General features: G+C 69.1%; 24 protein-coding genes and 1 pseudogene. 11 read left to right on the forward strand and 14 right to left on the reverse strand.

Features of this window, described 5'->3' with window-relative positions:
- Positions 1-3: 3 nt before the first annotated feature.
- The 5 genes from lptB to argS all read right to left on the reverse strand — a co-directional run bounded on the left by lptB (position 4) and on the right by argS (position 4,910).
- Positions 4-798 (reverse strand): LPS export ABC transporter ATP-binding protein, encoded by a 795-nt coding sequence (gene lptB / locus AB6807_RS36265; RefSeq protein WP_116912413.1) that lies wholly within the window; start codon positions 796-798, stop codon positions 4-6.
- Entirely contained in the window at positions 795-1,520 is a 726-nt protein-coding gene (lptA, locus tag AB6807_RS36270) for a lipopolysaccharide transport periplasmic protein LptA (protein ID WP_371088360.1), read from the reverse strand. The genes lptB and lptA overlap by 4 nt, the downstream gene beginning before the upstream one ends.
- Positions 1,521-1,663: 143 nt before the next feature.
- Positions 1,664-2,311, reverse strand: coding sequence for a thiol:disulfide interchange protein DsbA/DsbL (locus tag AB6807_RS36275; protein ID WP_116912415.1), 648 nt, complete (start codon positions 2,309-2,311; stop codon positions 1,664-1,666).
- A gap of 149 nt (positions 2,312-2,460) precedes the next feature.
- Positions 2,461-3,216, reverse strand: coding sequence for an SPOR domain-containing protein (locus AB6807_RS36280; protein WP_371088361.1), 756 nt, complete (start codon positions 3,214-3,216; stop codon positions 2,461-2,463).
- Between the two features lie 8 nt (positions 3,217-3,224).
- Positions 3,225-4,910, reverse strand: coding sequence for an arginine--tRNA ligase (argS, locus tag AB6807_RS36285; RefSeq protein WP_371088362.1), 1,686 nt, complete (start codon positions 4,908-4,910; stop codon positions 3,225-3,227).
- A gap of 135 nt (positions 4,911-5,045) precedes the next feature.
- On the opposite strand from argS, the gene AB6807_RS36290 reads away from it, so the two are divergent.
- A complete protein-coding gene (locus AB6807_RS36290) occupies positions 5,046-5,390 on the forward strand; it encodes a hypothetical protein (protein WP_116912417.1) in 345 nt (114 codons plus the stop codon).
- Between the two features lie 82 nt (positions 5,391-5,472).
- Here the strand turns inward: AB6807_RS36290 and AB6807_RS36295 are convergent, their stop codons facing one another.
- The 5 genes from AB6807_RS36295 to AB6807_RS36315 all read right to left on the reverse strand — a co-directional run bounded on the left by AB6807_RS36295 (position 5,473) and on the right by AB6807_RS36315 (position 10,179).
- Entirely contained in the window at positions 5,473-5,925 is a 453-nt protein-coding gene (locus tag AB6807_RS36295; RefSeq protein ID WP_116912418.1) for a DUF2214 family protein, read from the reverse strand.
- A 91-nt stretch (positions 5,926-6,016) separates the two neighbouring features.
- Positions 6,017-6,943: a LysR family transcriptional regulator gene (locus AB6807_RS36300; RefSeq protein WP_371088363.1), complete on the reverse strand. Its 927-nt coding sequence runs from the start codon at positions 6,941-6,943 to the stop codon at positions 6,017-6,019.
- Positions 6,944-7,035: 92 nt separating this feature from the next.
- The gene (locus AB6807_RS36305) at positions 7,036-8,016 is read right to left on the reverse strand and encodes a tripartite tricarboxylate transporter substrate binding protein (protein ID WP_116912420.1); all 981 of its coding nucleotides are present in this window, start codon (positions 8,014-8,016) and stop codon (positions 7,036-7,038) included.
- A 5-nt stretch (positions 8,017-8,021) separates the two neighbouring features.
- Positions 8,022-9,239, reverse strand: a complete 1,218-nt coding sequence (locus tag AB6807_RS36310) for a CaiB/BaiF CoA transferase family protein (protein ID WP_371088364.1) — start codon at positions 9,237-9,239, stop codon at positions 8,022-8,024.
- A complete protein-coding gene (locus tag AB6807_RS36315; RefSeq protein WP_286517141.1) occupies positions 9,232-10,179 on the reverse strand; it encodes a hydroxymethylglutaryl-CoA lyase in 948 nt (315 codons plus the stop codon). Before AB6807_RS36315 ends, AB6807_RS36310 begins: the two co-directional genes overlap by 8 nt.
- A gap of 150 nt (positions 10,180-10,329) precedes the next feature.
- On the opposite strand from AB6807_RS36315, the gene AB6807_RS36320 reads away from it, so the two are divergent.
- Entirely contained in the window at positions 10,330-11,082 is a 753-nt protein-coding gene (locus tag AB6807_RS36320; protein WP_371088365.1) for an IclR family transcriptional regulator, read from the forward strand.
- 291 nt (positions 11,083-11,373) lie between these two features.
- Here AB6807_RS36320 and hisC read toward each other — a convergent pair.
- Positions 11,374-12,357: pseudogene (gene hisC / locus AB6807_RS36325) on the reverse strand (histidinol-phosphate transaminase); the annotation flags it as partial.
- Between the two features lie 203 nt (positions 12,358-12,560).
- On the opposite strand from hisC, the gene AB6807_RS36330 reads away from it, so the two are divergent.
- A complete protein-coding gene (locus AB6807_RS36330) occupies positions 12,561-14,735 on the forward strand; it encodes a malate synthase G (protein WP_371088366.1) in 2,175 nt (724 codons plus the stop codon).
- 229 nt (positions 14,736-14,964) lie between these two features.
- Positions 14,965-16,323 carry an MFS transporter gene (locus AB6807_RS36335; RefSeq protein WP_371088367.1) on the forward strand — a complete coding sequence of 453 codons (1,359 nt, stop codon included), beginning with the start codon at positions 14,965-14,967 and terminating at the stop codon, positions 16,321-16,323.
- Between the two features lie 82 nt (positions 16,324-16,405).
- On the opposite strand, the gene AB6807_RS36340 is transcribed toward AB6807_RS36335, so the two are convergent.
- On the reverse strand, positions 16,406-17,164 hold the full coding sequence (locus tag AB6807_RS36340; protein ID WP_371088368.1) for a hypothetical protein: 759 nt from the start codon (positions 17,162-17,164) through the stop codon (positions 16,406-16,408).
- Complete coding sequence (locus AB6807_RS36345; protein ID WP_371088369.1) at positions 17,157-17,303, reverse strand: hypothetical protein; 147 nt, start codon at positions 17,301-17,303, stop codon at positions 17,157-17,159. Before AB6807_RS36345 ends, AB6807_RS36340 begins: the two co-directional genes overlap by 8 nt.
- Positions 17,304-17,589: 286 nt before the next feature.
- Between AB6807_RS36345 and AB6807_RS36350 the strand changes: the two genes are divergently transcribed.
- Positions 17,590-17,811 (forward strand): hypothetical protein, encoded by a 222-nt coding sequence (locus AB6807_RS36350; protein ID WP_286517135.1) that lies wholly within the window; start codon positions 17,590-17,592, stop codon positions 17,809-17,811.
- Positions 17,808-18,386: a fasciclin domain-containing protein gene (locus tag AB6807_RS36355; protein ID WP_116912429.1), complete on the forward strand. Its 579-nt coding sequence runs from the start codon at positions 17,808-17,810 to the stop codon at positions 18,384-18,386. Before AB6807_RS36350 ends, AB6807_RS36355 begins: the two co-directional genes overlap by 4 nt.
- Positions 18,387-18,444: 58 nt before the next feature.
- On the opposite strand, the gene AB6807_RS36360 is transcribed toward AB6807_RS36355, so the two are convergent.
- Positions 18,445-19,374, reverse strand: a complete 930-nt coding sequence (locus AB6807_RS36360) for a LysR substrate-binding domain-containing protein (protein WP_371088370.1) — start codon at positions 19,372-19,374, stop codon at positions 18,445-18,447.
- 82 nt (positions 19,375-19,456) lie between these two features.
- Between AB6807_RS36360 and AB6807_RS36365 the strand changes: the two genes are divergently transcribed.
- The 5 genes from AB6807_RS36365 (at position 19,457) to AB6807_RS36385 (ending at position 23,518) form a co-directional block, all read left to right on the forward strand.
- Entirely contained in the window at positions 19,457-19,858 is a 402-nt protein-coding gene (locus tag AB6807_RS36365) for a DUF2917 domain-containing protein (RefSeq protein ID WP_371088371.1), read from the forward strand.
- 128 nt (positions 19,859-19,986) lie between these two features.
- Positions 19,987-21,171 carry an acetyl-CoA C-acetyltransferase gene (locus tag AB6807_RS36370; protein WP_371088372.1) on the forward strand — a complete coding sequence of 395 codons (1,185 nt, stop codon included), beginning with the start codon at positions 19,987-19,989 and terminating at the stop codon, positions 21,169-21,171.
- The gene (locus AB6807_RS36375) at positions 21,171-21,974 is read left to right on the forward strand and encodes an enoyl-CoA hydratase-related protein (RefSeq protein ID WP_371088373.1); all 804 of its coding nucleotides are present in this window, start codon (positions 21,171-21,173) and stop codon (positions 21,972-21,974) included. Before AB6807_RS36370 ends, AB6807_RS36375 begins: the two co-directional genes overlap by 1 nt.
- Positions 21,975-22,040: 66 nt before the next feature.
- A complete protein-coding gene (locus tag AB6807_RS36380) occupies positions 22,041-23,297 on the forward strand; it encodes a 6-phosphofructokinase (protein ID WP_371088374.1) in 1,257 nt (418 codons plus the stop codon).
- Positions 23,294-23,518, forward strand: a complete 225-nt coding sequence (locus AB6807_RS36385; RefSeq protein WP_371088375.1) for a cysteine-rich CWC family protein — start codon at positions 23,294-23,296, stop codon at positions 23,516-23,518. Before AB6807_RS36380 ends, AB6807_RS36385 begins: the two co-directional genes overlap by 4 nt.
- Positions 23,519-23,527 lie beyond the last annotated feature (9 nt).

A 23,527-nucleotide genomic window follows, 5' to 3' on the forward strand; every position in this document is an offset into this window, starting at 1 on the left:
CCCTTACATCCGGAAGTGCTCGCCCAGGTACACGCGTCGTACCTCGGCGTTGTCGACGATCTCCGAAGGCGTGCCTTGTGCCAGCACATGCCCGTCGCTGATGATGAACGCGTGGTCGCAGATGCCCAGCGTCTCACGCACGTTGTGGTCGGTGATGAGCACGCCGATGCCACGTTCCTTCAGGAAACTGATGATCCGCTGGATCTCGATCACCGCGATCGGGTCGATGCCGGCAAAGGGCTCGTCCAGCAGGATGAAGCGGGGCTGCGTGGCCAGCGCGCGGGCAATTTCCACCCGGCGGCGCTCGCCGCCGGACAGCGCGAGCGCGGGCGAATCGCGCAGGTGGTCCACCCGCAGGTCGGCCAGCAGCTCGGACAGGCGCTCCTCGATGTGCGCCTTGGACAGCGGCGCCAGCTTGCCGCTGGCATCGGGCTCCTGCTGCAGCTCGAGCACGGCGCGCACGTTTTCCTCGACCGTGAGCTTGCGGAAGATCGAGGCTTCCTGCGGCAGATAGCTCAGGCCCATGCGGGCGCGCCGGTGAATGGGCATGTGGGCGATGGGCTCGCCGTCGATGGTGATGTCGCCGGCGTCGGCGCGCACCAGCCCGACGATCATGTAGAACGAGGTGGTCTTGCCCGCGCCGTTGGGCCCGAGCAGCCCGACGACTTCGCCCTTCTGCACGTCGAGCGAGACGTCCTTCACGACCGTGCGGCTGCCGTAGCTCTTCTTCAGGCCGCGCGCGACCAGGCGGCTGCCCGGGGTGCCGTTGGCGTCCTGCGTTCCAGCGGTTTCGATCACTTGCGGGTTTCTCCGTCGTCGCTGAGCGTGGTGCTCGGGCGCAGGCCCTTGCCGGGCGCCGGGGTGGGTGCCGGCGGCGCCGCCTTGGCACCGGCGGGAGCGCCGGGGGCCGCGGCGCCGGGCGCGGTCGCGGCCTTGGGCGTGAGGATGGTCTTCACGCGCCCGCCCGGGGTGGACGCGTTGACGGCGGTGTTCGCCGGCACGGTGGAACCGTTGACGGTGTAGGTGTCGTTGCTCTGGTCGTAGACGATCAGCGCGCCCTGGCTCTCGTCGTTCGGCGTGGCGCCCAGCAGGCGGCGCATGACGGCGTTGCGGATGAACTTGACGTTGTCGGCGCGGCTGTCGTACTCGATGACTTCCGACTCGCCCTCGATCCACTCGTCGGGCGCGTTGCGCTTCTGCTTGTAGTAAGCGCGCTTGCCCGGGGCCGCGGTGACCACGCCGTACTGGTAGCCCTCGGCGTCCTGGCGCACGTCCATGCGCGCACCTCGGATGATGATCGTGCCCTTGGTCACCAGCACGTTGCCGGTGAACACGCTCGTCTGCTTGAGGTCGTCGTAGCGCATGGCGTCCGACTCGATGTTCATCGGCTTGGTGCGGTCGGCGGTTTCCGCCACGGCGCCCGAGGCGAAGCCGGCCAGCAGGAATGCGGCGGCGGCCAGGCGGGCGAGGCTGCCCAGGCGATGCAGGAGGGGAGTGGTGGGGTAAGAATGCAATGTCATAGAGGCACGAAACTTGCTCGGCATTGTATGCGGCTGATTGCGTCAGCCCCGCACGCACAGATGAAAAAGCCCGCCGAAGCGGGCCATGTTTCCCTTGCAAAAAGGGAGAAAGACTGCGCCGGAAACCGGGCGCAGCCCCGGGCTCAGCCCTTCTTGGCTTCGCCGATCAGGTAGTTCACCACCTGGAGGACCTTGGTCATGTTACCGGCGGTCTCGCCATCCACATACCAGCGCCCGGCCACGGCCATCGCGGGCACGCCGGCCACCTTGTAGGCGTCGGTCATCTGCGAGGCGCGCTTGGCCTTGCTGGCCACGCCGAAGGAGGTGAAGGTTTCCTTGAACTTGGCGCCGTCCAGGCCGTTGGCCGTGGCCCAGGCAATGATGTTGGCGTCGCCGTTCACGTTCTGGCGCTGGGCATGGATGGCGTTGAACACCTTCGGTTGGTACTCGTCGACCTTGCCCATGGCTTCGAGCGCGTAGTACAGGCGCTGCTTGGCTTCCACGTCGTTGCCCACGAACGGCACCGGAATGCGGCGGAAGGCGACTTCCTTCGGCAGCGTCTTCACCCAGGCTTCGAGCGACGGCTCGAAGTCGTTGCAATGCGGGCAGTTGTACGAGAAGAACTCGACCACCTCGATCTTGCCGGCCGGTGCGTCGACCGGTGCGCGCTTGTCGAGCACCAGGTACTCGGTGCCGGCCTTGGGCGCGCGCGCCTGGGCGTGAGCCGGGTTGGCGGCCAGGGACAGCAGCCCGAGCGAAGTGGCGGCGAGCGAAAAGTCACGACGTTTCATTGAAAGGGTTCTCCAGTTGGTACGGCAGTACTGAGCCGGCGCGCGGCGGGGAGTTCCCCTGCCGCCGGCGCGCCCGGGGCCGTGAATGGTGGCGGCAAACGCGCCGCTGCGCGAAGCTTAAGGGCGAATCGTGTCAGCGTGTCAGCGTGTCAGCGCTGCACGCGCACCAGCGCCGACTCCATGCCGCCGCCGTCCAGGCGGTCCTTCAGGCGGTCGGCGTCGTCCTTCTTGTTGAACGGGCCGGCGCGCACGCGGTAGACGGTGCGGCCCGCCTGCTCGCGCTCGGTGACCTTCGCTTCCACGCCCATCAGCGACAGCTTGGCGCGCTGCGCCTCGGCGTCGTCGGTGGTGCGGAAGGCGCCGGCCTGCACGAAGTACATGAACGGATCGGCGCCGGAGGTGGAGGCCGCCGCTGCGCTGTTGTTGCCGCCGCTGCTCGGTGCGGCCGAGGCGGTGGTCACGCTGCCCGAGCGTGCCCGGGCCAGGTCGCCCAGCGGATCGTTCGACGGCGGCAGCGCATTGGCTTCGGCCGGCACCGGGGCCGCGCGCGTCGGCTTGGGCGCGACCACCACGGGCACCGGCGGCGCGGTCGTGGGCGGCGGGGTGCCGGGCGCCACGGCGGCGGTGGCCGGCTCGCCGGTCACGGGGTTGACCGGGCCGGTGGCGGCCGGCGCGGGCCTGGCGGCTCCGGCCTTGCCGGCCAGGGGCGCGTTCGGGTCCCAGTCGCGGTTCTTGCGGGCTTCGGCCTCGTCCTGCTCGGCGCCGCCCTTCTGGGTCTTGGTCACGAACGGGATCGGCACCTTGGTCACGTAGACCGCGATGCCCAGCGCGACGCCCAGGCCGAGCACCAGCCCGATGATCAGGCCGATGACGATGTTGCCGCGTTGTCTGGTTGTCTTCTTCATGGTGAGGTTCACATCTTGCTCGGCGCACTGACGCCGAGAATCGCGAGGCCATTGTGCAGCACCTGCGCGGTCGCGGCGACCAGCGCCAGGCGGGCCAGCTTGACCTTCTCGTCGTCCACCAGGATGCGCTCGGCGTCGTAGTAGCTGTGGTAGCTGGCGGCCAGTTCGCGCAGGTAGAAAGTGACGTCGTGCGGCGCGAAATCCTTGGCCGCGGCGGTGAGCATGGCCGGGTACTTGGCCAGCAGCAGCATCAGCGCCTGGGCGGCCGGGCTTTCCAGCGGCGACAGGTCCACGCCCTTCAGCGTGGCCGCGTCGCCGCCCCAGCCGGCCAGCACCGAGCAGATGCGCGCATGCGCGTACTGCACGTAGTACACCGGGTTGTCGTTGTTCTTCGCGACGGCCAGGTCGACGTCGAAGGTGTACTCGGTGTCGGGCTTGCGGCTGAGCAGGAAGAAGCGCACGGCGTCGGTGCTGGTCCACTCGATCAGGTCGCGCAGCGTGACGTAGCTGCCCGCGCGCTTGCTGATCTTGACCTCTTCGCCGCCCTTCATCACGCGCACCATGGTGTGCAGCACGTAGTCGGGATAGCCCTCGGGAATGCCTTCGCCCGCCGCCTGCAGGCCGGCCCGCACGCGCGCGATGGTGCCGTGGTGGTCGGTGCCCTGGATGTTGATGACCTTGTGGAAGCCGCGCTCCCACTTGGCGATGTGGTACGCGACGTCAGGCACGAAGTACGTGTACGTACCGTCCTGCTTCTTCATCACGCGGTCCTTGTCGTCGCCGTAGTCGGTCGAGCGCAGCCACAGCGCGCCGTCCTGCTCGTAGGTCTTGCCGGCGGCCACCAGCTTCGCGACGGCGGCCTCGACGCGCCCGCTGGTGTACAGGCTGGACTCCAGGTAGTACTGGTCGAAGCGCACGCGGAAGGCCTGCAGGTCGAGATCCTGCTCGCGGCGCAGGTAGGCCACGGCGAACTCGCGGATGGCGTCCAGGTCCTCGATGTCGCCGCTGCCGGTGACTTCGCGGTCTTCGGACTTGACCGTCTTCTTCGCCTTGAAATCGGCCGCGATCTCGGCGATGTAGTCGCCGTTGTACGCGGGCGCCTTCTCGCCGCTGGGCCATTCGGCGTCGCCGGGCTTGAAGCCGCGCGCGCGCAGCTGCGTGCTGTTGGCCAGCGTCTGGATCTGCACGCCGGCGTCGTTGTAGTAGTACTCGCGCCACACGCTCTCGCCCTGCGAGGCGCGCAGGTTGCAGATGGCGTCGCCCAGCGCCGCCTGGCGGCCGTGGCCCACGTGCAGCGGGCCGGTCGGGTTGGCCGAGACAAACTCCACCAGCACCTTCTCGCCCGTGGCCGGCTGCTGGCCGAAGCCCGCGCCCGCCGACAGCACCTCGCGCACGATCTGCTGCTTGGCAGAGGTCTTCAGGCGGATGTTGAGAAAGCCGGGGCCGGCGATCTCGATGGCTTCGACCCATTGGGAAAAAGCGGGGGTGGTGAGCAGCGCGGTGCTCAGGCGCTCGGCCAGATCGCGGGGCTTCTGGCCCAACGGTTTGGCGAGCTGCATGGCGGCCGTGCTGGCGAAATCGCCATGGGCAGCCACCTTGGGCGACTCGAACGCGGCTTTGGAGCCAGCGCCGGGCGAGAGGGATTCGAGCGTGTTCGCGAGCGCCGCGAGCAGCTCCTGTTTGACCAATAGCATCCGGGAATTTTACCGGGGGCAAACCCGGACTCAGTTGACGATCGTCATCCGATTGTTGCCTTGACCCGTTAGGGTGGTCTGCCCCGGGGCGGGGCACCTGTCACACCACCCAACCTTGCAAGGACACATCCCATCATGAAGAAGCTCCTTTCCCTGGTCGCCTCCACCGTCGCGCTCGGCGCCTGCCTCTCGTTCAGCGCCTTCGCGCAGGACAAGGCCGCCGCACCCGCGGCCGCTCCCGCCGCCATGGCGGCACCCGCTGCCGGCGCCACCTGCGACGCCAAGGCCGTGGACAAGAACGGCAAGCCCCTGGCAGGCGCCGCCAAGGCCAGCTCCATCAAGAAGTGCGAGAAGGACACCAAGGCCGCCGCCGCTCCCGCCTGCGCCACCAAGGCGGTCGACAAGAACGGCAAGGCCCTGGCCGGTGCCGCCAAGAACAGCTTCATGAAGAAGTGCGAAGCCGACGCAGCCAAGGGCTGACCGCACGCCCACGGCGCGCCGGACGCGCTGTCGAAGAGGCCCGCCGCGTGCGGGCCTTTTTCATGGAGTCGCCGCGTGGGCGTTACTTGCCGAAGCCCCGCGCGAAGAACACCGCCACCAGCGGGATCACCGCGATGATGTGCGCCTGCATCATCACCAGCCGGCGCGTCTTCTTGATGTCGGCTTCCACCGGCAGCTTGCCGGTGGCGCGCAGCGTCTTGCGCCAGCGGAAGTAGGTGAGCGTCGGAAAGATCGACAGCACGCCCACGATGATGAAAAGCCCCAGCTTCACGTGCAGCAGCGGGTTGGTCCAGTACCACGCCGTGCCCTTCACGCCCCACACCGTGCGCGCGATGCCGGTGGCCAGCACCGCGATGGCCGCGATGCCGTAGACCATGTCGAGCCTGGCCAGCCGCTCCACCACCGCGGCGTTGAGCCACTGCACGCGGCACAGGGCCGCTTCGCTGGAGATGAACACGACCATCGTGAGGATGGCCAGGATGTGCAAATAGGCAAGGATGGCTTCGAGCGTCATTCGATGGCTTTCTTCTCAATGCAGTGGGGTTTGCAATTGAGAACAGATTGTGCCGCCGTGAAGCCGCCGTGAAGCCGCCGTTGCCCCGAAGCTACGCCCTGCCGCCCCAGAATTCCGGATTGCCGTACTGCGCCTTCAGGAAATCGAGCCACAGCCGCACGCGCAGCGGCAGGTGCTTGGCGCCCGCGAACACGGCGTAGATGCCGTTGGGCGGCGCGGCGAATTCGTCGAGCAGCGGCACCAGCAGGCCGGCGTCGATCTCGGCCTCGACCTCCCAGGTGCTGCGCCAGGCGATGCCGTGGCCGGCCAGGCACCAGTCGTGCAGCACCTGGCCGTCGGAGCAATCGAGCGGGCCGCTGGGGCGCAGGTGAATCAGCTCCTGCGCGCCGCCCCCGGTGGTGATGCGAAAGGCCCAGCCGCGGGTTTGCGAAGCGTCGCTCGACAACGTCAGGCACGCGAAGCGCGACAGCTCGCCGGGGTGCTTCGGCTTGCCGTGGCGCCGCACGAACTCCGGCGTGGCGACGCAGCGGCGGCGGTTGTCGGCCAGCCGAACGCTCACCAGCGAAGAGTCGGGCAGGTCGCCCACGCGCACCGCGCAGTCGAAGCTTTCGCCGGTGACGTCGACCACGCGGTCGCTCAGGTTCAGAGAAATGGTGACCTCCGGGTGCAGCGCATGAAAGCGCGGCACCAGCGGGGCGACGTGGCGGCGGCCGAAGCCGGCCGGCGCGGTCACGCGCAGGTGGCCGCTGGCCTTGACGCCGCCGGCGCTCACGCTGGCCTCGGCATTGGCGAACTCGGTGAGCAGCCGCTGGCAGTCTTCGAGAAAGGCGCTGCCCTCGTGCGTGAGCGTGATGCGCCGCGTGGTGCGCACCAGCAGCTTCACGCCCAGCCGCTCTTCCAGCGCGTCGAGCCGGCGGCCCATGATGGCGGGCGCCACGCCCTCGGCCTTGGCCGCGGCCGTGAGCCCGCCCCGGGTCGCGACCGAGACGAAGGATTCGAGCTGCTTCAAGCGGTCCATGGGGCGGAAACTATATCGTCCTCATCGTCCTCTATCCGTCCGCCCGTCGGGGGCAGGCACCGCCTGTTTGCGCCAGCCCGGTACTTTGGGGCTTATTCCGGGCGAACGCCGGCCGAGCGCACCGCCGCGCCCCAGCGCGCGTGCTCCGCCTTGATGTACTGCGCCGCCTGCTCCGGGCTGCCGCCGACGGGCGTGCTGCCCTCGGCCAGCAGCTGCGAAATGGTGGCGGGCTTGGCCAGCGCCTTGTCGACGGCGGCGTTCAGCTTCTTCACGATGTCGGGGCTGGTGCCGGCCGGCACGACCAGCGCCTTCCAGTCCACGGCCTCGAAGCCCTTGTAGCTCTCGGCCACGGTCGGCACGTCGGGCATCACCGGCAGGCGCTTGGCCGAGGTGACGGCCAGCGCGCGCAGCTTGCCGCCCTTCACCATGGCCAGCGCGCCCTGCGGCGTGGCGAACATGCAGTCGGTCTGGCCGCCCAGCAGGTCGGTGATGGCGGGCGCGGCGCCCTTGTACGGCACGTTCAGCACCTTGAATCCCGCGCGCTGCGCCAGCACCTCGCCGGCCATGTGGCCCAGCGTGCCGGTGCCCGCGAGCGCCTGCTTGATCTCGCCGGGCTTTGCCTTGGCGGCGGCGACCAGTTCGGCCAGCGACTTGTAGGGCGAGTCCGCGCGCACCACCAGCACCACCGGCTGCGAGGCCACCACCGCCACCGGCAGCAGGTCTTTCAGCGCGTCGTAGGGCATCTTGGGGAACAGCGTCGGGTTGATCGCCAGGTTGGCGGTCTGGCCCAGGCCGACGGTGTAGCCGTCGGGCTTGGCCTTGGCGACCACGTCCATGCCGATGTTGCCGTTGCCGCCCGCGCGGTTGTCGACGATGAAGGTCCACTTGGTGTCGTCGGCGAGCTTCTGCGCGACGAGCCGCGCCACGATGTCGGTGGCGCCGCCGGGCGTGTAGGGCACGACCAGGCGCACGGGCTTGTCGGGCCAGGCGGTGTCGGCCAGGACGGCGGTTGCGTTCAGGCATGCCGCGGCCGCGGCGCAGGCGAGCAGTGCGCGCCGGTTGATCAAATACATGGGGGTCAGTCTCCGAAGGTGATGTGTCGTGTGTGGAGCGCAGCGATGTCTTCGTCGCTGTAGCCCACTTCTTTCAGCAGCTCGCGGCTGTGCTCGCCGATGTGCGGCGGCTGCAGCCGGATGCCGGGGCGCTCGCCGTCCAGCGTGAACGGCGCCAGCGGCACCTTGGCCATGCTGCCGTCGTTCATGCGCACCGGGGCCAGGCCGCCGGTGGCGTTCAGGTGCGGGTCGTCGAACAGGTCCTGCGGCTTGGTGATGGGGGCGAAGGGCAGTTCGTGCTGCTCGAACACCGCCGCGAGCTCGGCCGCGCTGTGGTCAGCCAGGTGCGAGCGCAGGATGGGCATCATCCATTCGCGGGCGCGCACGCGGTCGTTGTTGGTCTTCAGGCGCGGGTCGGCCAGCATGTCTTCCAGGCCGAAGGCCTTGCAGAAGATGGCCCACTGCTTGTCGCTCACGGCCGCCAGGAAGATCTGCTCGCCGTCTTTCACCGTGAACACGTCGTACACGGCCCAGGCCGAGATGCGGCTGGGCATCGGGTCGGCGGGCTTGCCGGTGGCGGCGAACTGCATCATGTGCTGCGCCACCAGGAACACGTTGTTCTCGAACAGCGCCGACTGCACCTCGCAGCCCTTGCCCGTGAGCTCGCGCTGGCGCAGCGCGGCCATGGCGCCGATGGCGCCGAACATGCCGCCCATGATGTCGTTCACGCTGGTGCCCGCGCGCAGCGGGTCGCCCGAGCGGCCGGTCATGTAGGCCAGGCCGCCCATCATCTGCACCACCTCGTCGAGCGCGGTGCGGTGGTCGTACGGGCCGGGCAGGAAGCCCTTGTGGCTCACGTAGATGAGGCGCGGGTTGAGCTTGGCGAGCGTGTCGTAGTCGAGCCCCAGCTTCTTCATGGTGCCGGGCTTGAAGTTCTCGCTCACGATGTCGGCCGTGGCGATGAGCCGCAGCGCGGCCTCCACGCCTTCGGGCTGCTTCAGGTCGAGCGCGATGCTCTTCTTGTTGCGGTTGAAGGTCGGGAAGAAGCCCGAGCCCGAGCCCAGCAGGCGGCGCGTGTTGTCGCCCTCGATGGGCTCGACCTTGATCACCTCAGCGCCCAGGTCGGCCAGCAGCAGGCCGCAGGTCGGGCCCATGACCATGTGGGTGAACTCGACGACGCGCACGCCGGCGTAGGGCAGCGGGCGGGCGGCGTTGGCTGTGTTTGCTGTGTTGGCTTCAGACATGTGCGGTGTGTTCCTGGGCAAGACCTTGGACGAAGCCCTTGGGCAGGCCGGCTTCGGGCGTCATGCCGTAGACCGGTTCGCCCGGCAGGCCGGCCATGAGCGGCGCGCGCGCCGCGATGAGTTTCTGGATGTCGATGCCGGTGCGCACGCCCATGGCCTCGAACATGAAGACCAGGTCTTCGGTCACGGCGTTGCCCGACGCGCCGGGCGCATAGGGGCAGCCGCCGAGCCCGCCGAGCGAGGCGTCGAAGGTGCGCACGCCCTCGTCCCACGCGGCCAGGCAGTTCGCGATGCCCAGGCCGCGCGTGTTGTGCATGTGCGCGGCGCCCGCGTGTTGGCCGAGCTCGGCGCGCAGGCGCCTGAACAGGCGGCGCACCTGCGCGGGGTTGGCGTAGCCCACGGTGTCGGACAGGCCCGATTCGTCGGCGCCCGCTTCGATGCACTGCGCGGCCAGGCGGATCACGTCGTCCTCGGGCACCAGCCCCTGCAGCGTGCAGCCGAACGCGGTGGAAATGCCGGCTTCGAGCTTCACCTGCGGCGCGATGGCGCGGCGCAGCTCGGCGATGGCGCGCACCTCCTCGACCATTTCTGTCGGTGTCTTGCGCACGTTGGCCAGCGAATGCGCCACGCTGGCAGACACCGGCATCGTGAGCTTGTGCACGCCCGCCTCGAGCGCGGCCTGCGCGCCCTTGCGATTGGGCACCAGCGCCATCACCACAAGGCCGGGCAGCGTGACGGCGTGGCGCACCACGTCGGCGGCGTCGGCCATCTGCGGCAGCAGCTTCGCGGGCACGAAGGAAGCGACCTCGATCTCGCGCACGCCGGCGGCGTAGAGCGCGTCGATCCAGCGAAGCTTGTCGGCGGTCGGCATGGTGGCCTTGACCGATTGCAGGCCGTCGCGCGGGCCGACCTCGCTGATGAGGACGTCGGGGGATGTCATTGGATTCGTCTCCTTGAAGCGATCTATGGGTGGATCGCTTGACAGTTCTATCTGACAGAACTAAATTCCGTTAAACAGAATTAGACCGCTGATCGACTTTCACTGTCAAGTCCGCGGGCAACCGCTCGCGGCACGCCGCCACCCCACGCCATGCCACGCAAAGCCCAGACCGAATCGGTTTCCGACCTCAACGCCGCCCCCGGCGGTGCCGCCGCCGTCGACCGCGCGCTCAGCCTGCTCTCGGCCTTCCAGCCGGGCGACGAGGCGCTGTCGCTCGCGCAGTTCGCCGAGCGCACGCAGCTCTACAAGAGCACCGTGCTGCGCCTGCTGGCTTCGCTGGAACATGCCCGGCTGATTCGCCGGCAGGACGACGGCCGGTACGCGCTGGGCATGGAAATCGCGCGGCTGCACGGGCTGTACGCCGCCTCGCAGTCGCTGGAGCACATCGTGCTGCCGGTGCTGCGCGCGTTGGCCGCGGCCACCGGGGAAAGCGCGGCGTACCACGTGCGGCAGGAACAGGGGCAGGGCCAAGCTGGCGGCTGGGCGCGGCTGTGCCAGTTCAGGGTCGATTCGTCGCACGTGGTGCGCGACCACGTGCGCGCGGGCGACCTGCTGCCCAACGACCGGGGCGCGGGCGCGCGGGTGCTGATCGCCTTCGGCCCGCCGGCCGGGCTGCCGCGCGGCGCGAAGGAGCGCGCGCTGTACGACGGCATTCGCGCGCAGGGCTACTGCGCGCTGGTGGGGGATCGAACGGCCGAGCTGGCGGGTATCTCGGCGCCGGTGTTCCATGCGGACGGCAGCCTTGCGGCGGCCGTGACGCTGACGATGCCGACGCATCGCTATGACGAGCGGTACATCGAGCCTGTGCGTGCGGCGGCGAAGGAGCTGGGCGGGCTGGTCTGAGGGCGCTGCCTTGCTCCTTCCCCTTCCGGGGGAAGGTTGGGATGGGGGCGAGCGGCGCTCGCTTTGCCCGCCGCGCTCCATCGACTGCCGCGTGCCCCCACCCCTGCCCTCCCCCAGCGGGGGAGGGAGAAACACGCAACACCGCGCGCCTTTTTCTTGCTCCTTCCCCCTCTGGGGGAAGGCTGGGATGGGGGCAAGCGGCGCTCATCTTGCCCGCGGCGCTCCATTTACCGCCGCGTGCCCCCACCCCTGCCCTCCCCCGGCAGCGGAGGGAGAAATACAAACAACAGCTCAGCCCAGCGCCGCCAGCACCGCCTCGTTCTGCTCCGGCAACCCGACAGTGATGCGCAGCCATTCCGGCAGCCCATAGTTCCCGAGCAGCGACACCTCGATGCCAGCCGCCAGCAGCCGTGCGTGCACGGCCTGCGCGTCGCCCACCCGCACCATCAAGAAGTTGCCCGACGACGGCACGAAGCTCAGCCCCAGCGACTGGAAGCCCGCCGCCAGTTGCTCGCGCCCCGCCGTGTTGAGCGCGTACGTGCGCGCCAGAAAGTCCGCATCGCCCAGCGCCGCCACCGCAGCGGCCTGCGCCGGCGTCGTCACGTTGAAGCGCGGGCGCTGCGCGTTCATGCGCAAGGCCAGCGGGGGCTGCGACACGCCGTAGCCGATGCGCAGCCCCGCCAGGCCGAAGGCCTTGGAGAAGGTGCGCGCCACGACCAGGTTCGGCAGGCGCCGCACCCATTCGACGCTGTCATATCGCTGCGCGGGCGACAAGTACTCGGTGTAGGCCTCGTCCAGCAGCACCGTCACGTGCGAGGGCACCGACTGCAAGAAGGCCAGCAGCGGTGCGGCGTCGATGAAGGTGCCGGTCGGGTTGTTCGGGTTGGCGACGAACACCAGCCGGGTGTCGTCGCCGATGGCGGCGCGCATCGCGTCCAGGTCGTGGCCGAACTCGCGCGCGGGCACGACGGTGGCCCGCGCGTGGGCGTGCGCCGTGGCCTGCGCATAGACGATGAAGCCGTACTGCGAATAGACGACGCCCTCGCCCGGCTTCAGGCTCACCTGCGCCGCGAGCTCGAGCAGCTCGCTCGATCCGCTGCCGAGCGTGAGCCAGTCGGGCGGCACGTCGAGCCGGGCCGCCAGCGCCTTCTTCAGCGCGGTGCCGTTGCTGTCGGGGTAGTTGCCGGCGCCCTCGAGCGCCGCGGCCGCCGCGCGGCGGGCCGACTCGGGCATGCCGAGGGGGTTTTCGTTGGAGGCGAGGAGGATCATGGAGGCGGGGCCCGGATTTGCTTAAGAAGTTAAATATATCCGGCAGCGCCATGGTTCTTATCGGTGCCTACCCTTTGCACCTGGCATTGGGCTGCCGTCGATTACCTTCATTTTTGTCACAGATAAATCCCGCCTGCACCTCTTACTGCCCAGCAAAGTATCGAATAAAGTTCATCCCAAGATTGCATCTTTCTCAAGGAGAAACCCCCATGACCGCACGCACCACCGCCCACGGACTCCAGGTCGCGACCGAGCTCCACCGCTTCATCGAGGACAAGGTCCTGCCCGCCACCGGCGTGGCCAGCGACGTGTTCTGGAAGGGCTTCGACGCCATCGTCAGCGACCTCGCCCCGAAGAACATCGCCCTGCTCGCCGAGCGCGACCGCCTGCAGACCGAGCTCGACGCCTGGCACAGGAAGAACCCCGGCCAGATCGGCGACATGCCCGCCTACCGCGCCTTCCTCGAGAAGATCGGCTACCTGCTGCCGGCCCCCAAGGGCGCCAAGGCCACCACCGAAAACGTCGACTCCGAGCTCGCGCTGCAGGCCGGCCCGCAGCTGGTGGTGCCCATCCTGAACGCGCGCTACGCGCTGAACGCGGCCAACGCGCGCTGGGGTTCGCTGTACGACGCGCTCTATGGTACCGATGCCATCTCCGAAGCCGACGGCGCTGAAAAGGGCAAGGGCTACAACCCCGTGCGCGGCGCCAAGGTCATCGAGTTCGCGCGCAACGTGCTCGACCAGGCCGCGCCGCTGGAAAACGGCTCGCACAAGCAGGCCACCGGCTACAGCGTGAAGGACGGCAAGCTGGTCGTCGCGCTGCAAAGCAGCAGCACCGGCCTGGCCGACGCCTCGCAGTTCATCGGCTACCAGGGCGACGCCGCGGCGCCGTCTTCGGTGCTGCTGAAGCACAACGGCATTCACCTGGACATCCGCATCGACCGCGGCACGCCCATCGGCAAGACCGACGCGGCCGGCGTGAGCGACCTGGTGCTCGAAGCCGCGCTCTCGACCATCCTGGACCTGGAAGACTCGGTGGCCGTGGTCGATGCCGCCGACAAGGTGGTCGCGTACGCGAACTGGCTCGGCATCGTCGAGGGCACGCTGACCGAAGAAGTCGCCAAGGGCGGCAAGACCTTCACGCGCGGCCTGAACGCCGACCGCGAATACACCGGCGCCGACGGCAAGGCCGTGAAGCTGCACGGCCGCTCGCTCATGTTCCTGCGCAACGTGGGCCACCTGATGACCAACCCGGCCATCCTCTACGCAGGCGGCAAGGAGATCCCCGAAGGCATCCTCGACGCCGTGGTGACCACCACCATCGCCACCATCGACCTGAAGCGCAAGGGCAACTCGCGCACCGGCAGCATCTACATCGTCAAGCCGAAGATGCACGGCCCGGCCGAAGTGGCCTTCGCGAGCGAGCTGTTCGGCCGCGTCGAGCAACTGCTGGGCCTGCCGGCCAACACCGTGAAGCTGGGCATCATGGACGAAGAGCGCCGCACCAGCGTGAACCTGAAGGCCTGCATCGCCGAAGCGGCCGCGCGCGTGGCCTTCATCAACACCGGCTTCCTCGACCGCACCGGCGACGAGATGCACACCGCCATGCAGGGCGGCCCGATGATCCGCAAGGGCGACATGAAGTCCAGCGCGTGGATCGGCGCCTACGAAAAGAACAACGTGCTGGTCGGCCTGTCGTGCGGCCTGCGCGGCAAGGCGCAGATCGGCAAGGGCATGTGGGCCATGCCCGACCTGATGGCCGCCATGCTCGAGCAGAAGATCGGCCACCCCAAGGCCGGCGCCAACACCGCCTGGGTGCCCTCGCCCACCGCCGCCACGCTGCACGCGCTGCACTACCACCAGGTGAGCGTGACCGCGGTGCAGCAGGAGCTGGAGAAGATCGACGCCGACGCCGAACGCGACAACATCCTCGACGCGCTGCTGCAGGTGCCCATCGCCGCCGAGGCCAAGTGGACCGACGCCGAGAAGCAGCAGGAAATCGACAACAACGTGCAGGGCATCCTGGGCTACGTGGTGCGCTGGATCGACCAGGGCGTGGGCTGCTCGAAGGTGCCCGACATCCACAACGTCGGCCTGATGGAAGACCGCGCCACGCTGCGCATCTCCAGCCAGCACATCGCCAACTGGCTGCTGCACGGCGTGGTGACCAAGGCGCAGGTCGACGAGACCTTCCAGCGCATGGCCAAGGTGGTGGACGAGCAGAACGCGGGCGACGCGCAGTACCTGCCGATGGCCGGGCACTTCGACACCTCGGCGGCGTACAAGGCGGCGCAGGACCTGGTGTTCAAGGGCATCGAGCAGCCCAGCGGCTACACAGAGCCGCTGCTGCACGCATGGCGCCTGAAGGTGAAGGGCGAGGCTTGATGCCTGGTCAGGCAAGGCCATGAAACGACGGCACCTTCGGGTGCCGTTTTTTTGTCCGCTTCCTCAATAAAAGAGGCGCTGCTTGTGCCGCTGATTTCCGAGACGTCGTCGCGGAAATTTCATACTCCGCATCAGCCGCAAGCGCCCAGCGCCGTCACCGCCGCGACCCCTCGCGCGCCTCGATCCATTAGCATTCAGGCCGCCTCCTCTCTCCTCCCGGCCTCCCCTCATGAACCCGAACGCGGCACCCCAGCCCGCGGAGCGCACCGGCGACGCCGCTGCGAACTCACGCCCTTCCCTTTTGCCTCGCTTGTCTCGTTTGTCTCGTTTGTCTCGTTTTTCAAATTGGTCGTCCTCGGCCTCGGCCATGCTGGTCGCGCTGGCCTCGGCCTTCGCGTTGAGCCAGGCCTTCCGCACGGTCGGCGCGATGATGGCCACGCCGCTCACCGGCCACTTCGGCCTCACGCCGCAGCAACTCGGCATCTGGGCCGGCACCTTTCACTTCGCGTTCGGCATCATGCAGCTCGCGATGGGCGTGTCGATCGACATGTTCGGCGTGCGCCGCACGGTGCTCACCGCGTTTCCGCTCGCCGTGGCGGGCGCCGTGCTGTGCGCCGTGGCACCCAACTACCACGCGCTGCTGCTGGGGCAGGCGCTGATCGGCGTGGGCTGCGCGCCGGCCTTCCTGGCCTGCACGGTGTTCATCGCGCGGCACTTCGATGCCTCGCGCTTCACGGCCATGTCGGGGCTGGTGATGAGCATGGCCGGGCTGGGCATCGTGTTCACCGGCACGCCGCTGGCGCTGCTGATCGAGGCCGCCTCGTGGCGCGCGGGCTATGCGGTGCTGGCAGGCGTGGCGGTGCTGTCGTGGCTGGTGATCTTCTGGCGCGTGCGCGAGCCTGCACATGCTGCGGTCACTGCGGTCGCTGCGGTCACTGAAAGCGCACCGGCCGCGCCGGCCGAACGCCAGTCGCTCGGCAAGGCCGTGCGCGAGCTGCTGCCGCTGTTCGCGATGCCGCACACGCTGGGCCTGGTCTGCTTCGCCTGCGTGTCGTATGCCGCGTTCATCACGCTGCGCGGCCTGTGGCTGGGCCCGGTGCTGCACGAGCGCCATGGCCTGTCGCTGGTGGCCAGCGGCAACGTGGCGCTGGTGATGACGGTGGCCGGCATGATCAGCCCCGCGCTGTTCGGCCGCATGGACCCGGGCGGCAGCGCGCGCACGCGCTGGATGATGGGCTGCGCGCTGGCCGGCGCATTGATGTTCGCGGCCATGGCGTTCACGAATTCGCGTGCGGTCGACATCGGCCTGCCGATCGTCTACGGCCTGCTCTCCGGCTACAGCGTGCTGCAGTACGCGTACACCAAGAACGCCTACCCCGCGGCCATGACGGGCCGCGCGCTGGCGCTGATGAACATGGCGATGTTCCTCGGCGTGTCGCTCATGCAATGGACCACCGGCGTGGCCGCGTCGTGGGCCGTCGACCACGGCGCGGAGCCGTTTCGCGCGGTGTTTCTCACGGTGGCCGGCATGCTGGCCGCGGGGACGCTGGCGTTCCTGCTGCTACCGCGCGCGCAGGGCGCGCGCTAAGTCCCGAGCCCACGCGCGCGGGGCGTGCGCCAGGTCCCGAGCCCCCGCGCAAGGCTCCGCAACAACGCCGGCCGCGTGGCCGTCAATGCGCATCGCCCAGCCGCGCACGCACCTCGCGGCGGCTCAACTGCCGCTTGCCCACGGCATACACGAACGCACGCGCATAGCTCACCGGCCGGTGCGACATGCCTTCCATGACGTGGCACACGCCATGGCGCGTCCCCAGGCAGCCGCGCATCACGTCGAAGCGCTTGTCGTTGTCGGCCACGCCGCTGGAGGGAAACGCCGCCAGGCGCACCTCGAACCAGCAGCCGTCGACCCGGTGCCACTCGGTGAAGTCGTCCACGACCACGCGCTCCGGCGGCTGCGCCCTGCGTTGCTCGGCGGCGCGCTGCCGCGCCTTCTTCAGCCGCAGCCGGTTGGGCAGCAGGATGCCGGTGGCCGGATGCACGAACAGCTCGACGCGCGGCGCGTCGGCAAGCGGCACCTGCGCGCGGTTCCACCGGTGCGAAGGCACCCACACCTCGCCGTCGCGCAGCACCGCCTTGCGTTCGACGAAGTCGTCGATGTGCTCGAAGATGTGCGCCTGCACCGTGCTGCGACGATCGATGCCGCTGCACAGCTGCGCATACACCTTGTCCCACGGCCGGTGCACCTGCTTGTGCAGCCAGCGCCTGAGCGGCGCGAGGTTTTCGTTGAGCCCCTTCGGGCGGTCGTAGCCGCGCTTCATGCCCAGGTGCGAACCACGCTCGCGGCTGTTGCGAAAGCCGCGCCCGTCGCCCTGCACGCCGCCGCCGCGGCGCGGCCGCTCGACGATGACCTTGCTCATGTCGTCACGCATCGTCGCCTCCACGTCCCACGCGTCCCACGCTGCGCGCGGCCTTCTGCAACGCCACCTTCTGCGCACGCCGCTCCGCGCGGTGCGTGCGCAGGTGGCGCCCGGCGCCCTGGCTGGACTCGCGGCGCGCCATCGCGGCCACCACGGGATTGCGAGGTGCCGCATTCGGCACCGAAAAATAAAACCGGCCCAGACGCTTGTCATCGTCGCGGGCCCTTCGTTGAGCACTCATATGTGCGCACACTCCAGAAACAGGAAAGCCCCGGCGAATGGCTGCGCGGGGCCTTTGTCGATGGGCCTCGGCGGGTGCGTGGATGCACATCCGGCCGGGGCGGTCGGTGTGCGGGTCAGGTGTTCAGGAAACGGTTCATTGATTGCGTTGTGCGCCCGGGAGGTCGATCGTCACCGGGCGCGGTGAAAAGAAACTGTTGCTGAAAAACGAAGGGCGGATTCTGTCGAGCACGCGTTCGATGCGCAAGCGCGCCCTGCGCGGCTGTGGCGCAAAGCCGACGCGCCACAAATCTGAAACCGGGTGCGAATCCAAACGCGAAGCGCTGCCGTATTCGATTCAAGCGCATCGCGCCTCCGAGCTGATGGCGGTTTCCACAGACACCTTCCAAGAACCATTTCTATCCAGGAGCCTTCAATGAAAAAACTCATGATTGCAGTCGGCGTTTCGGTCCTGCTCGGCGCTTGCGCGGGCGGCATGGGCATGAGCGGCAGCGGCAGCACCGCGATGTCGTCGAACCCGATGGTCGGCGGCGCCGCGATGTACCCGACGAAGGACATCGTCGACAACGCCGTCAACTCCAAGGACCACACCACGCTGGTGGCCGCCGTGAAGGCCGCGGGCCTGGTCGACACGCTGAAGAGCCCGGGCCCGTTCACCGTGTTCGCACCGACCAACGCCGCTTTTGCCGCGCTGCCGGCCGGCACCGTCGACACGCTGCTCAAGCCCGAGAACAAGGCCACGCTGACCAAGGTGCTCACGTACCACGTGGTGCCCGGCAAGATGGACGGCCCGGCCCTCATGAGCGCCATCAACGCAGGCGGCGGCAAGGCCGTGCTGAAGACCGCCAGCGGCGGCACGCTGACCGCCACCATGAGCGGCAAGGACGTGCTGGTGACCGACGCCAAGGGCGGCACCGCGATGGTGACCATCGCCAACGTGTACCAGTCGAACGGCGTGATCCACGTCGTGAACAAGGTGCTGCTGCCGGGTTGAGCGCGTTAAGCGCAGGGCGCCGGCGCGGCGGGCTTTCATCGGCCTCGCTGCGTCGCTTTCATCTCCTGCGCTTCATCTCCTCTGCTTCATCGCGCAGCCACTGCGCGAACTCGAGCGCGTCGCGGTTGCCCGCGGCGCGCTTCGACGTTTCGACGAAGTAGCCGCGCCGCGACACGACCTGCTCGCCCAGCGGCGCCACCAGCCGGCGGTCGCGCAGCAGCTCGCGAAGCAGCGGCAGCCTCCCGATGACCACGCCCTGCCCCGCCACCGCGGCGGCCACGGCGTCGGCGTATTGCGTGAAGCGCAGCGTGCTCTTCATGCGCAGGTCTTCCAGCCCCATCACCTTCAGCCACGGCTCCCAGTCGGCCAGCGGCGCCTCGCTGTGGTCGGGGTACTCGACCGTCAGCAGCGTGAGCTGGGCCAGGTCGGCCGGCGTGCGCAAGGCGTCGGCCAGCGCGGGCGAACACAGCGGCACCACCGACTCCTCGAACAGCGCGGGCCCCACGCCCCTGCCGATGGGCGTGAGCCGCACCGCGATGTCGATGCGGCTGCGCTCCATGTCGAGCACGTCGAGCGTGGCCGACACGCGCACGTCCACCTGCGGATGGCTGCCGGTGAAGCGCGCGAGCCTGGGAATGAGCCACAGCGACGCGAAACCCGGCGTGGTGGTGATCGCGACCTGGCGCGGCGCGGAGGCCGCGCGCACGCGCGCCGTGGCGTCGCGCAGCCGCTCCAGGCTGTCGGTGACGGCGCGCTGCAGCACGCCGCCGGCCTCGGTGAGCGCGAGCGCGCGGTGTCGGCGCTCGAACAGCGCCACGCCCAGGCTGGCCTCCAGCTGCTGCATCTGGCGGCTCACCGCCGACTGCGTCAGGTGCAGTTCGCCGGCGGCCAGGGTGAAGCTCAGGCGCCGCGCGGCGGCCTCGAAGCTGCGCAGCAATTCGAGCGGCGGCAGCTCGGCGGCGGAGGCTTTCGCATTCTCTGGATGCATGCAACGAGTTCCGAATGACCGCGTGTAAAGGGCGGGCCGGCTCACTATATTCATTCGTATCCCGAATGCAATGGAGCTTGCCATGAGCACCACCTTCACCACCTTCACCACCTTCACCACCTTCACCACCTTCACCACCCACACCACCCACGCCGCCTTTTCTTCCTACCCGTCCTCGGACGCCTCGCGCTTCCACGTCAGCCTGCCGCACCGCGCGGTCTTCGCCGTGCCCGACGGCGCGGGCGTGGGCATCGAGTGCCGCAGCGGCTCGGTGTGGGTCACGCTGGACCGCGACCCGCGCGACATCGTGCTGGCGCCCGGCGAGCGCTTCGAAAGCGACGAGCACCGGCGCGTGCTGGTCTCCGCGCTGGAGGCGTCGTGCATCACCGTGTCCGACGCGCAGCCCGAGGCCATTCCGCTGGCGCGCCGCACGCAGGCGCGGTCGCCTTGGCGACTTCTGCCCCACGGGTTGTCCCCGGCTTGACCGGCCCCCGTGGGCGTCGAACCATCGATGCCCATGAGTCCCGACGCAAAGAAGGCCGCCGTTGTCAGTGACGGGCGGCCTTCTTGCCTTGGGGCACCCCGCATTCCCGTTACCTGAAGGACATGAACATGGCAGAGGCATACATCGTGGCCGCGGCGCGCACGGCCGGCGGCCGGCGCGGCGGCAAGCTCGCGGGCTGGCACCCGGCGGACCTGGCGGCGCAGGTGATCGACGCGCTGGTGGCGCGCAGCGGCATCGACCCCGCGGCGGTCGAAGACGTGATCCTCGGCTGCGTGAGCCAGGTGGGCGAGCAGGCCACCAACATCGCGCGCAACGCGGTGCTGGCGTCGAAGCTGCCCGAGTCGGTGCCGGGCACCTCGGTCGACCGGCAATGCGGCTCGTCGCAGCAGGCCTTGCACTTCGCGGCGCAGGCCGTGATGTCGGGCGCCATGGACGCGGTGATTGCAGGCGGCGTCGAGAGCATGACGCGCGTGCCCATGTTCACGCCCAACGTGCTGCCGGCCAAGGCGGGCCTGGGCAGCTACATGAGCCCGGCCATGAAGGCGCGCTACCCCGGCGTGGAGTTCAGCCAGTTCACCGGCGCGGAAATGATCGCGAAGAACTACGGCATCGAGAAAGAGGCGCTCGACCGCTACGCGCTGGAGAGCCACCACCGCGCCATCGCGGCCACGCGCGCGGGCGCGTTCAACGACGAGATCGTGCCCATCGACATCCTGCTGGCCGACGGTTCGGGCTCGCCCAGCGGCGAGCAGCACACGGTGGACGAAGGCATCCGCTTCGAGGCCACGCTGGAGGGCATCGCGGGCGTGAAGCTCATCGCCGAAGGCGGTCGCTGCACCGCGGCCACGGCCAGCCAGATCTGCGACGGCGCCAGCGGCGTGCTGGTGGTGAACGAGCGCGGCCTGAAGGCGCTGGGCGTGAAGCCGCTCGCGCGCATCCACCACATGAGCGTGATGGGGCACGACCCGGTCATCATGCTGGAGGCACCGCTTCCCGCGACGCAACGCGCGCTGAAGAAGGCCGGCATGAACATCGCCGACATCGACCTGTATGAAGTGAACGAGGCCTTCGCGCCGGTGCCCATCGCGTGGCTGCAGGCGCTGGACGCCGACCCGGCAAGGCTCAACGTGAACGGTGGCGCCATCGCGCTGGGCCATCCGCTGGGCGCCTCGGGCACCAAGCTGATGACCACATTGATCCACGCGCTCGGCAAGCGCGGCAAGCGCTACGGCCTGCAGACCATGTGTGAAGGCGGCGGCATGGCCAACGTGACCATCATCGAGAGGCTGTGATGGCCGAGCAGCCATTCATCCTGTACGCGCTGGCCGACGGCATCGCCACGCTCACGCTGAACCTGCCCGCCAAGCTCAACCCGATCGCGCGCGACCTGCAGGTGGAGCTGCGCGACACGCTGGAGCGCATTCGCGACGACCGCGCGGTGCGCGCCGTGATCCTCACCGGCGCGGGCAAGGCCTTTTGCGTGGGCGCCGACCTGAGCGCGATGGCGCCGGGCGAGGCCGGCAAGTCGCTCGGCACGCAGACCGCCGAGGCCATGCAGGCGCTGAGCAACCCGCTGATCGAAACGATGCGCACGCTGCCCGTGCCGGTGGTGGCCGCGGTGAACGGGCCGGCGGCCGGCGCGGGCGTGGGCCTGGCGCTGGCCGCCGACGTGACCATCGCGGCGCGCAGCGCGTACTTCTACCTGCCCTTCCTGCCCAAGCTGGGCATCGTGCCCGACCTGGGCTGCACCTGGGCCATTCCGCGCCGCGCCGGCCGGGCGCGCGCCATGGGCATGGCGCTGCTCGACGAGCGCGTGGGCGCGGGGCGCGCGGTGCAGTGGGGCCTGATCTGGGCCTGCGTGGACGACGAGCAATTGATGGAAGAAGCCAGGGCCATCGCCCAGCGCCTGGCGCAGCTGCCGGCCCATGCGGTGGTGGAGGCGCGCGAAGCCTTCGAGGCCTCGGAGCGCCACACGCTGAAGGAACAGCTGCACTACGAAAGCGAACGCCAGCGCGAGCTGATCGACAGCCCCAGCTTCCGCGAAGGCGTGAGCGCGTTCCTGCAGAAGCGGCCACCCGTATTCGAGCGCCGCTGACTGCACCCGACAAGCGCTGACATCCTGTCACTGGCGCCTGCCGGAGGGCTGCGGGAGAATGCCCGCATGACGATCTCCAACGCCTTCTACGCCCAGTCGGGTGGTGTCACCTCGGTCATCAACGCCTCGGCCTGCGGCGTGATCGAGACGGTGCGCAAGCACCCCGAGCGCATCGGCAAGCTCTACGCGGGGCGCAACGGCATCATCGGCGCGCTGACCGAGGAGCTGATCGACACCGGCGCCGAATCGGCCGAGGCCATCGCGGCGCTGCGCGGCACGCCCTCGGGCGCCTTCGGCTCGTGCCGCTACAAGCTCAAGTCGCTGGAGAAGAACCGGCGCGAGTACGAGCGGCTCATCGAGGTGTTCAAGGCGCACGGCATCGGCTACTTCTTCTACAACGGCGGCGGCGACTCGGCCGACACCTGCTTCAAGGTGAGCCAGCTGTCGCAGTCGATGGGCTATGCGCTGCAGGCCATCCACGTGCCCAAGACCATCGACAACGACCTGCCGCTGACCGACTGCTGCCCGGGCTTCGGCTCGGTCGCGAAGTACGTGGCGGTGTCCACCATCGAGGCCTCGTTCGACGTGCGCTCGATGGCGGCCACGTCGACCAAGGTGTTCGTGCTCGAGGTGATGGGCCGGCACGCAGGCTGGATCGCCGCGGCCGGCGGGCTCGCCGCGGACCAGGGCATTCCGGTGGTGGTGCTGTTCCCCGAGATCGAGTTCGACAAGGCCCGCTTCATCGCGCGCGTCGACGAACTGGTGAAGCAGCACGGCTACTGCTCGGTGGTGGTGTCCGAAGGCTGCCACCACCCCGACGGCACCTTCCTGGCCGAGCAGGGCACGCGCGACGCCTTCGGCCATGCGCAACTGGGCGGCGCGGCGCCGGTGGTGGCGCAGATGGTGAAGGACGCGCTGGGCCACAAGTTTCATTGGGCGGTGGCCGACTACCTGCAGCGCGCGGCGCGCCACATCGCCTCGGCCACCGACGTGAAGCAGGCCTACGAGCTGGGGCAGCGCGCGGTCGAGCTGGCGCTGGAAGGCCGCAACGCGGTGATGCCGACCATCGAGCGCATCTCCGACGTGCCTTATGCCTACCGCCTGGGCAGCGCGCCGCTCGAATCGGTCGCCAATGTCGAGAAGCCGATGCCGCGCGACTTCATTTCGGACGACGGCTACGGCATCACCGAGAAGTGCCGGCGCTACCTGCTGCCGCTGATCGAGGGCGAGGATTACCCAGCCTACAGCGGCGGGCTGCCGGTGTACGTGACGCTGAAGAACACGGTGGTGGCGAAGAAGCTGCCGGCGTTCGAGATCGCATGACGACCGCGGTGGCAGCCCCGGGGCTTATCGACGCCACGCGCTGCCCGCTGTGCGGCGAGCTGAACCGCTGCGCGATGGAGACCGAGCGCGAGACGGGCCAGCCGCAGCCGCCGTGCTGGTGCATGCAGGCCGACTTCAGCAACGCCCCGCTCACCAACCTGCCGCAGGAGATGCGCGGGCTGGCCTGCATCTGCGCCCGCTGTGCAACAGGCGCGCCGTGAGCCACGCCG

The organism is Variovorax sp. RCC_210 (assembly GCF_041355175.1).
Classification (GTDB): domain Bacteria; phylum Pseudomonadota; class Gammaproteobacteria; order Burkholderiales; family Burkholderiaceae_C; genus Variovorax.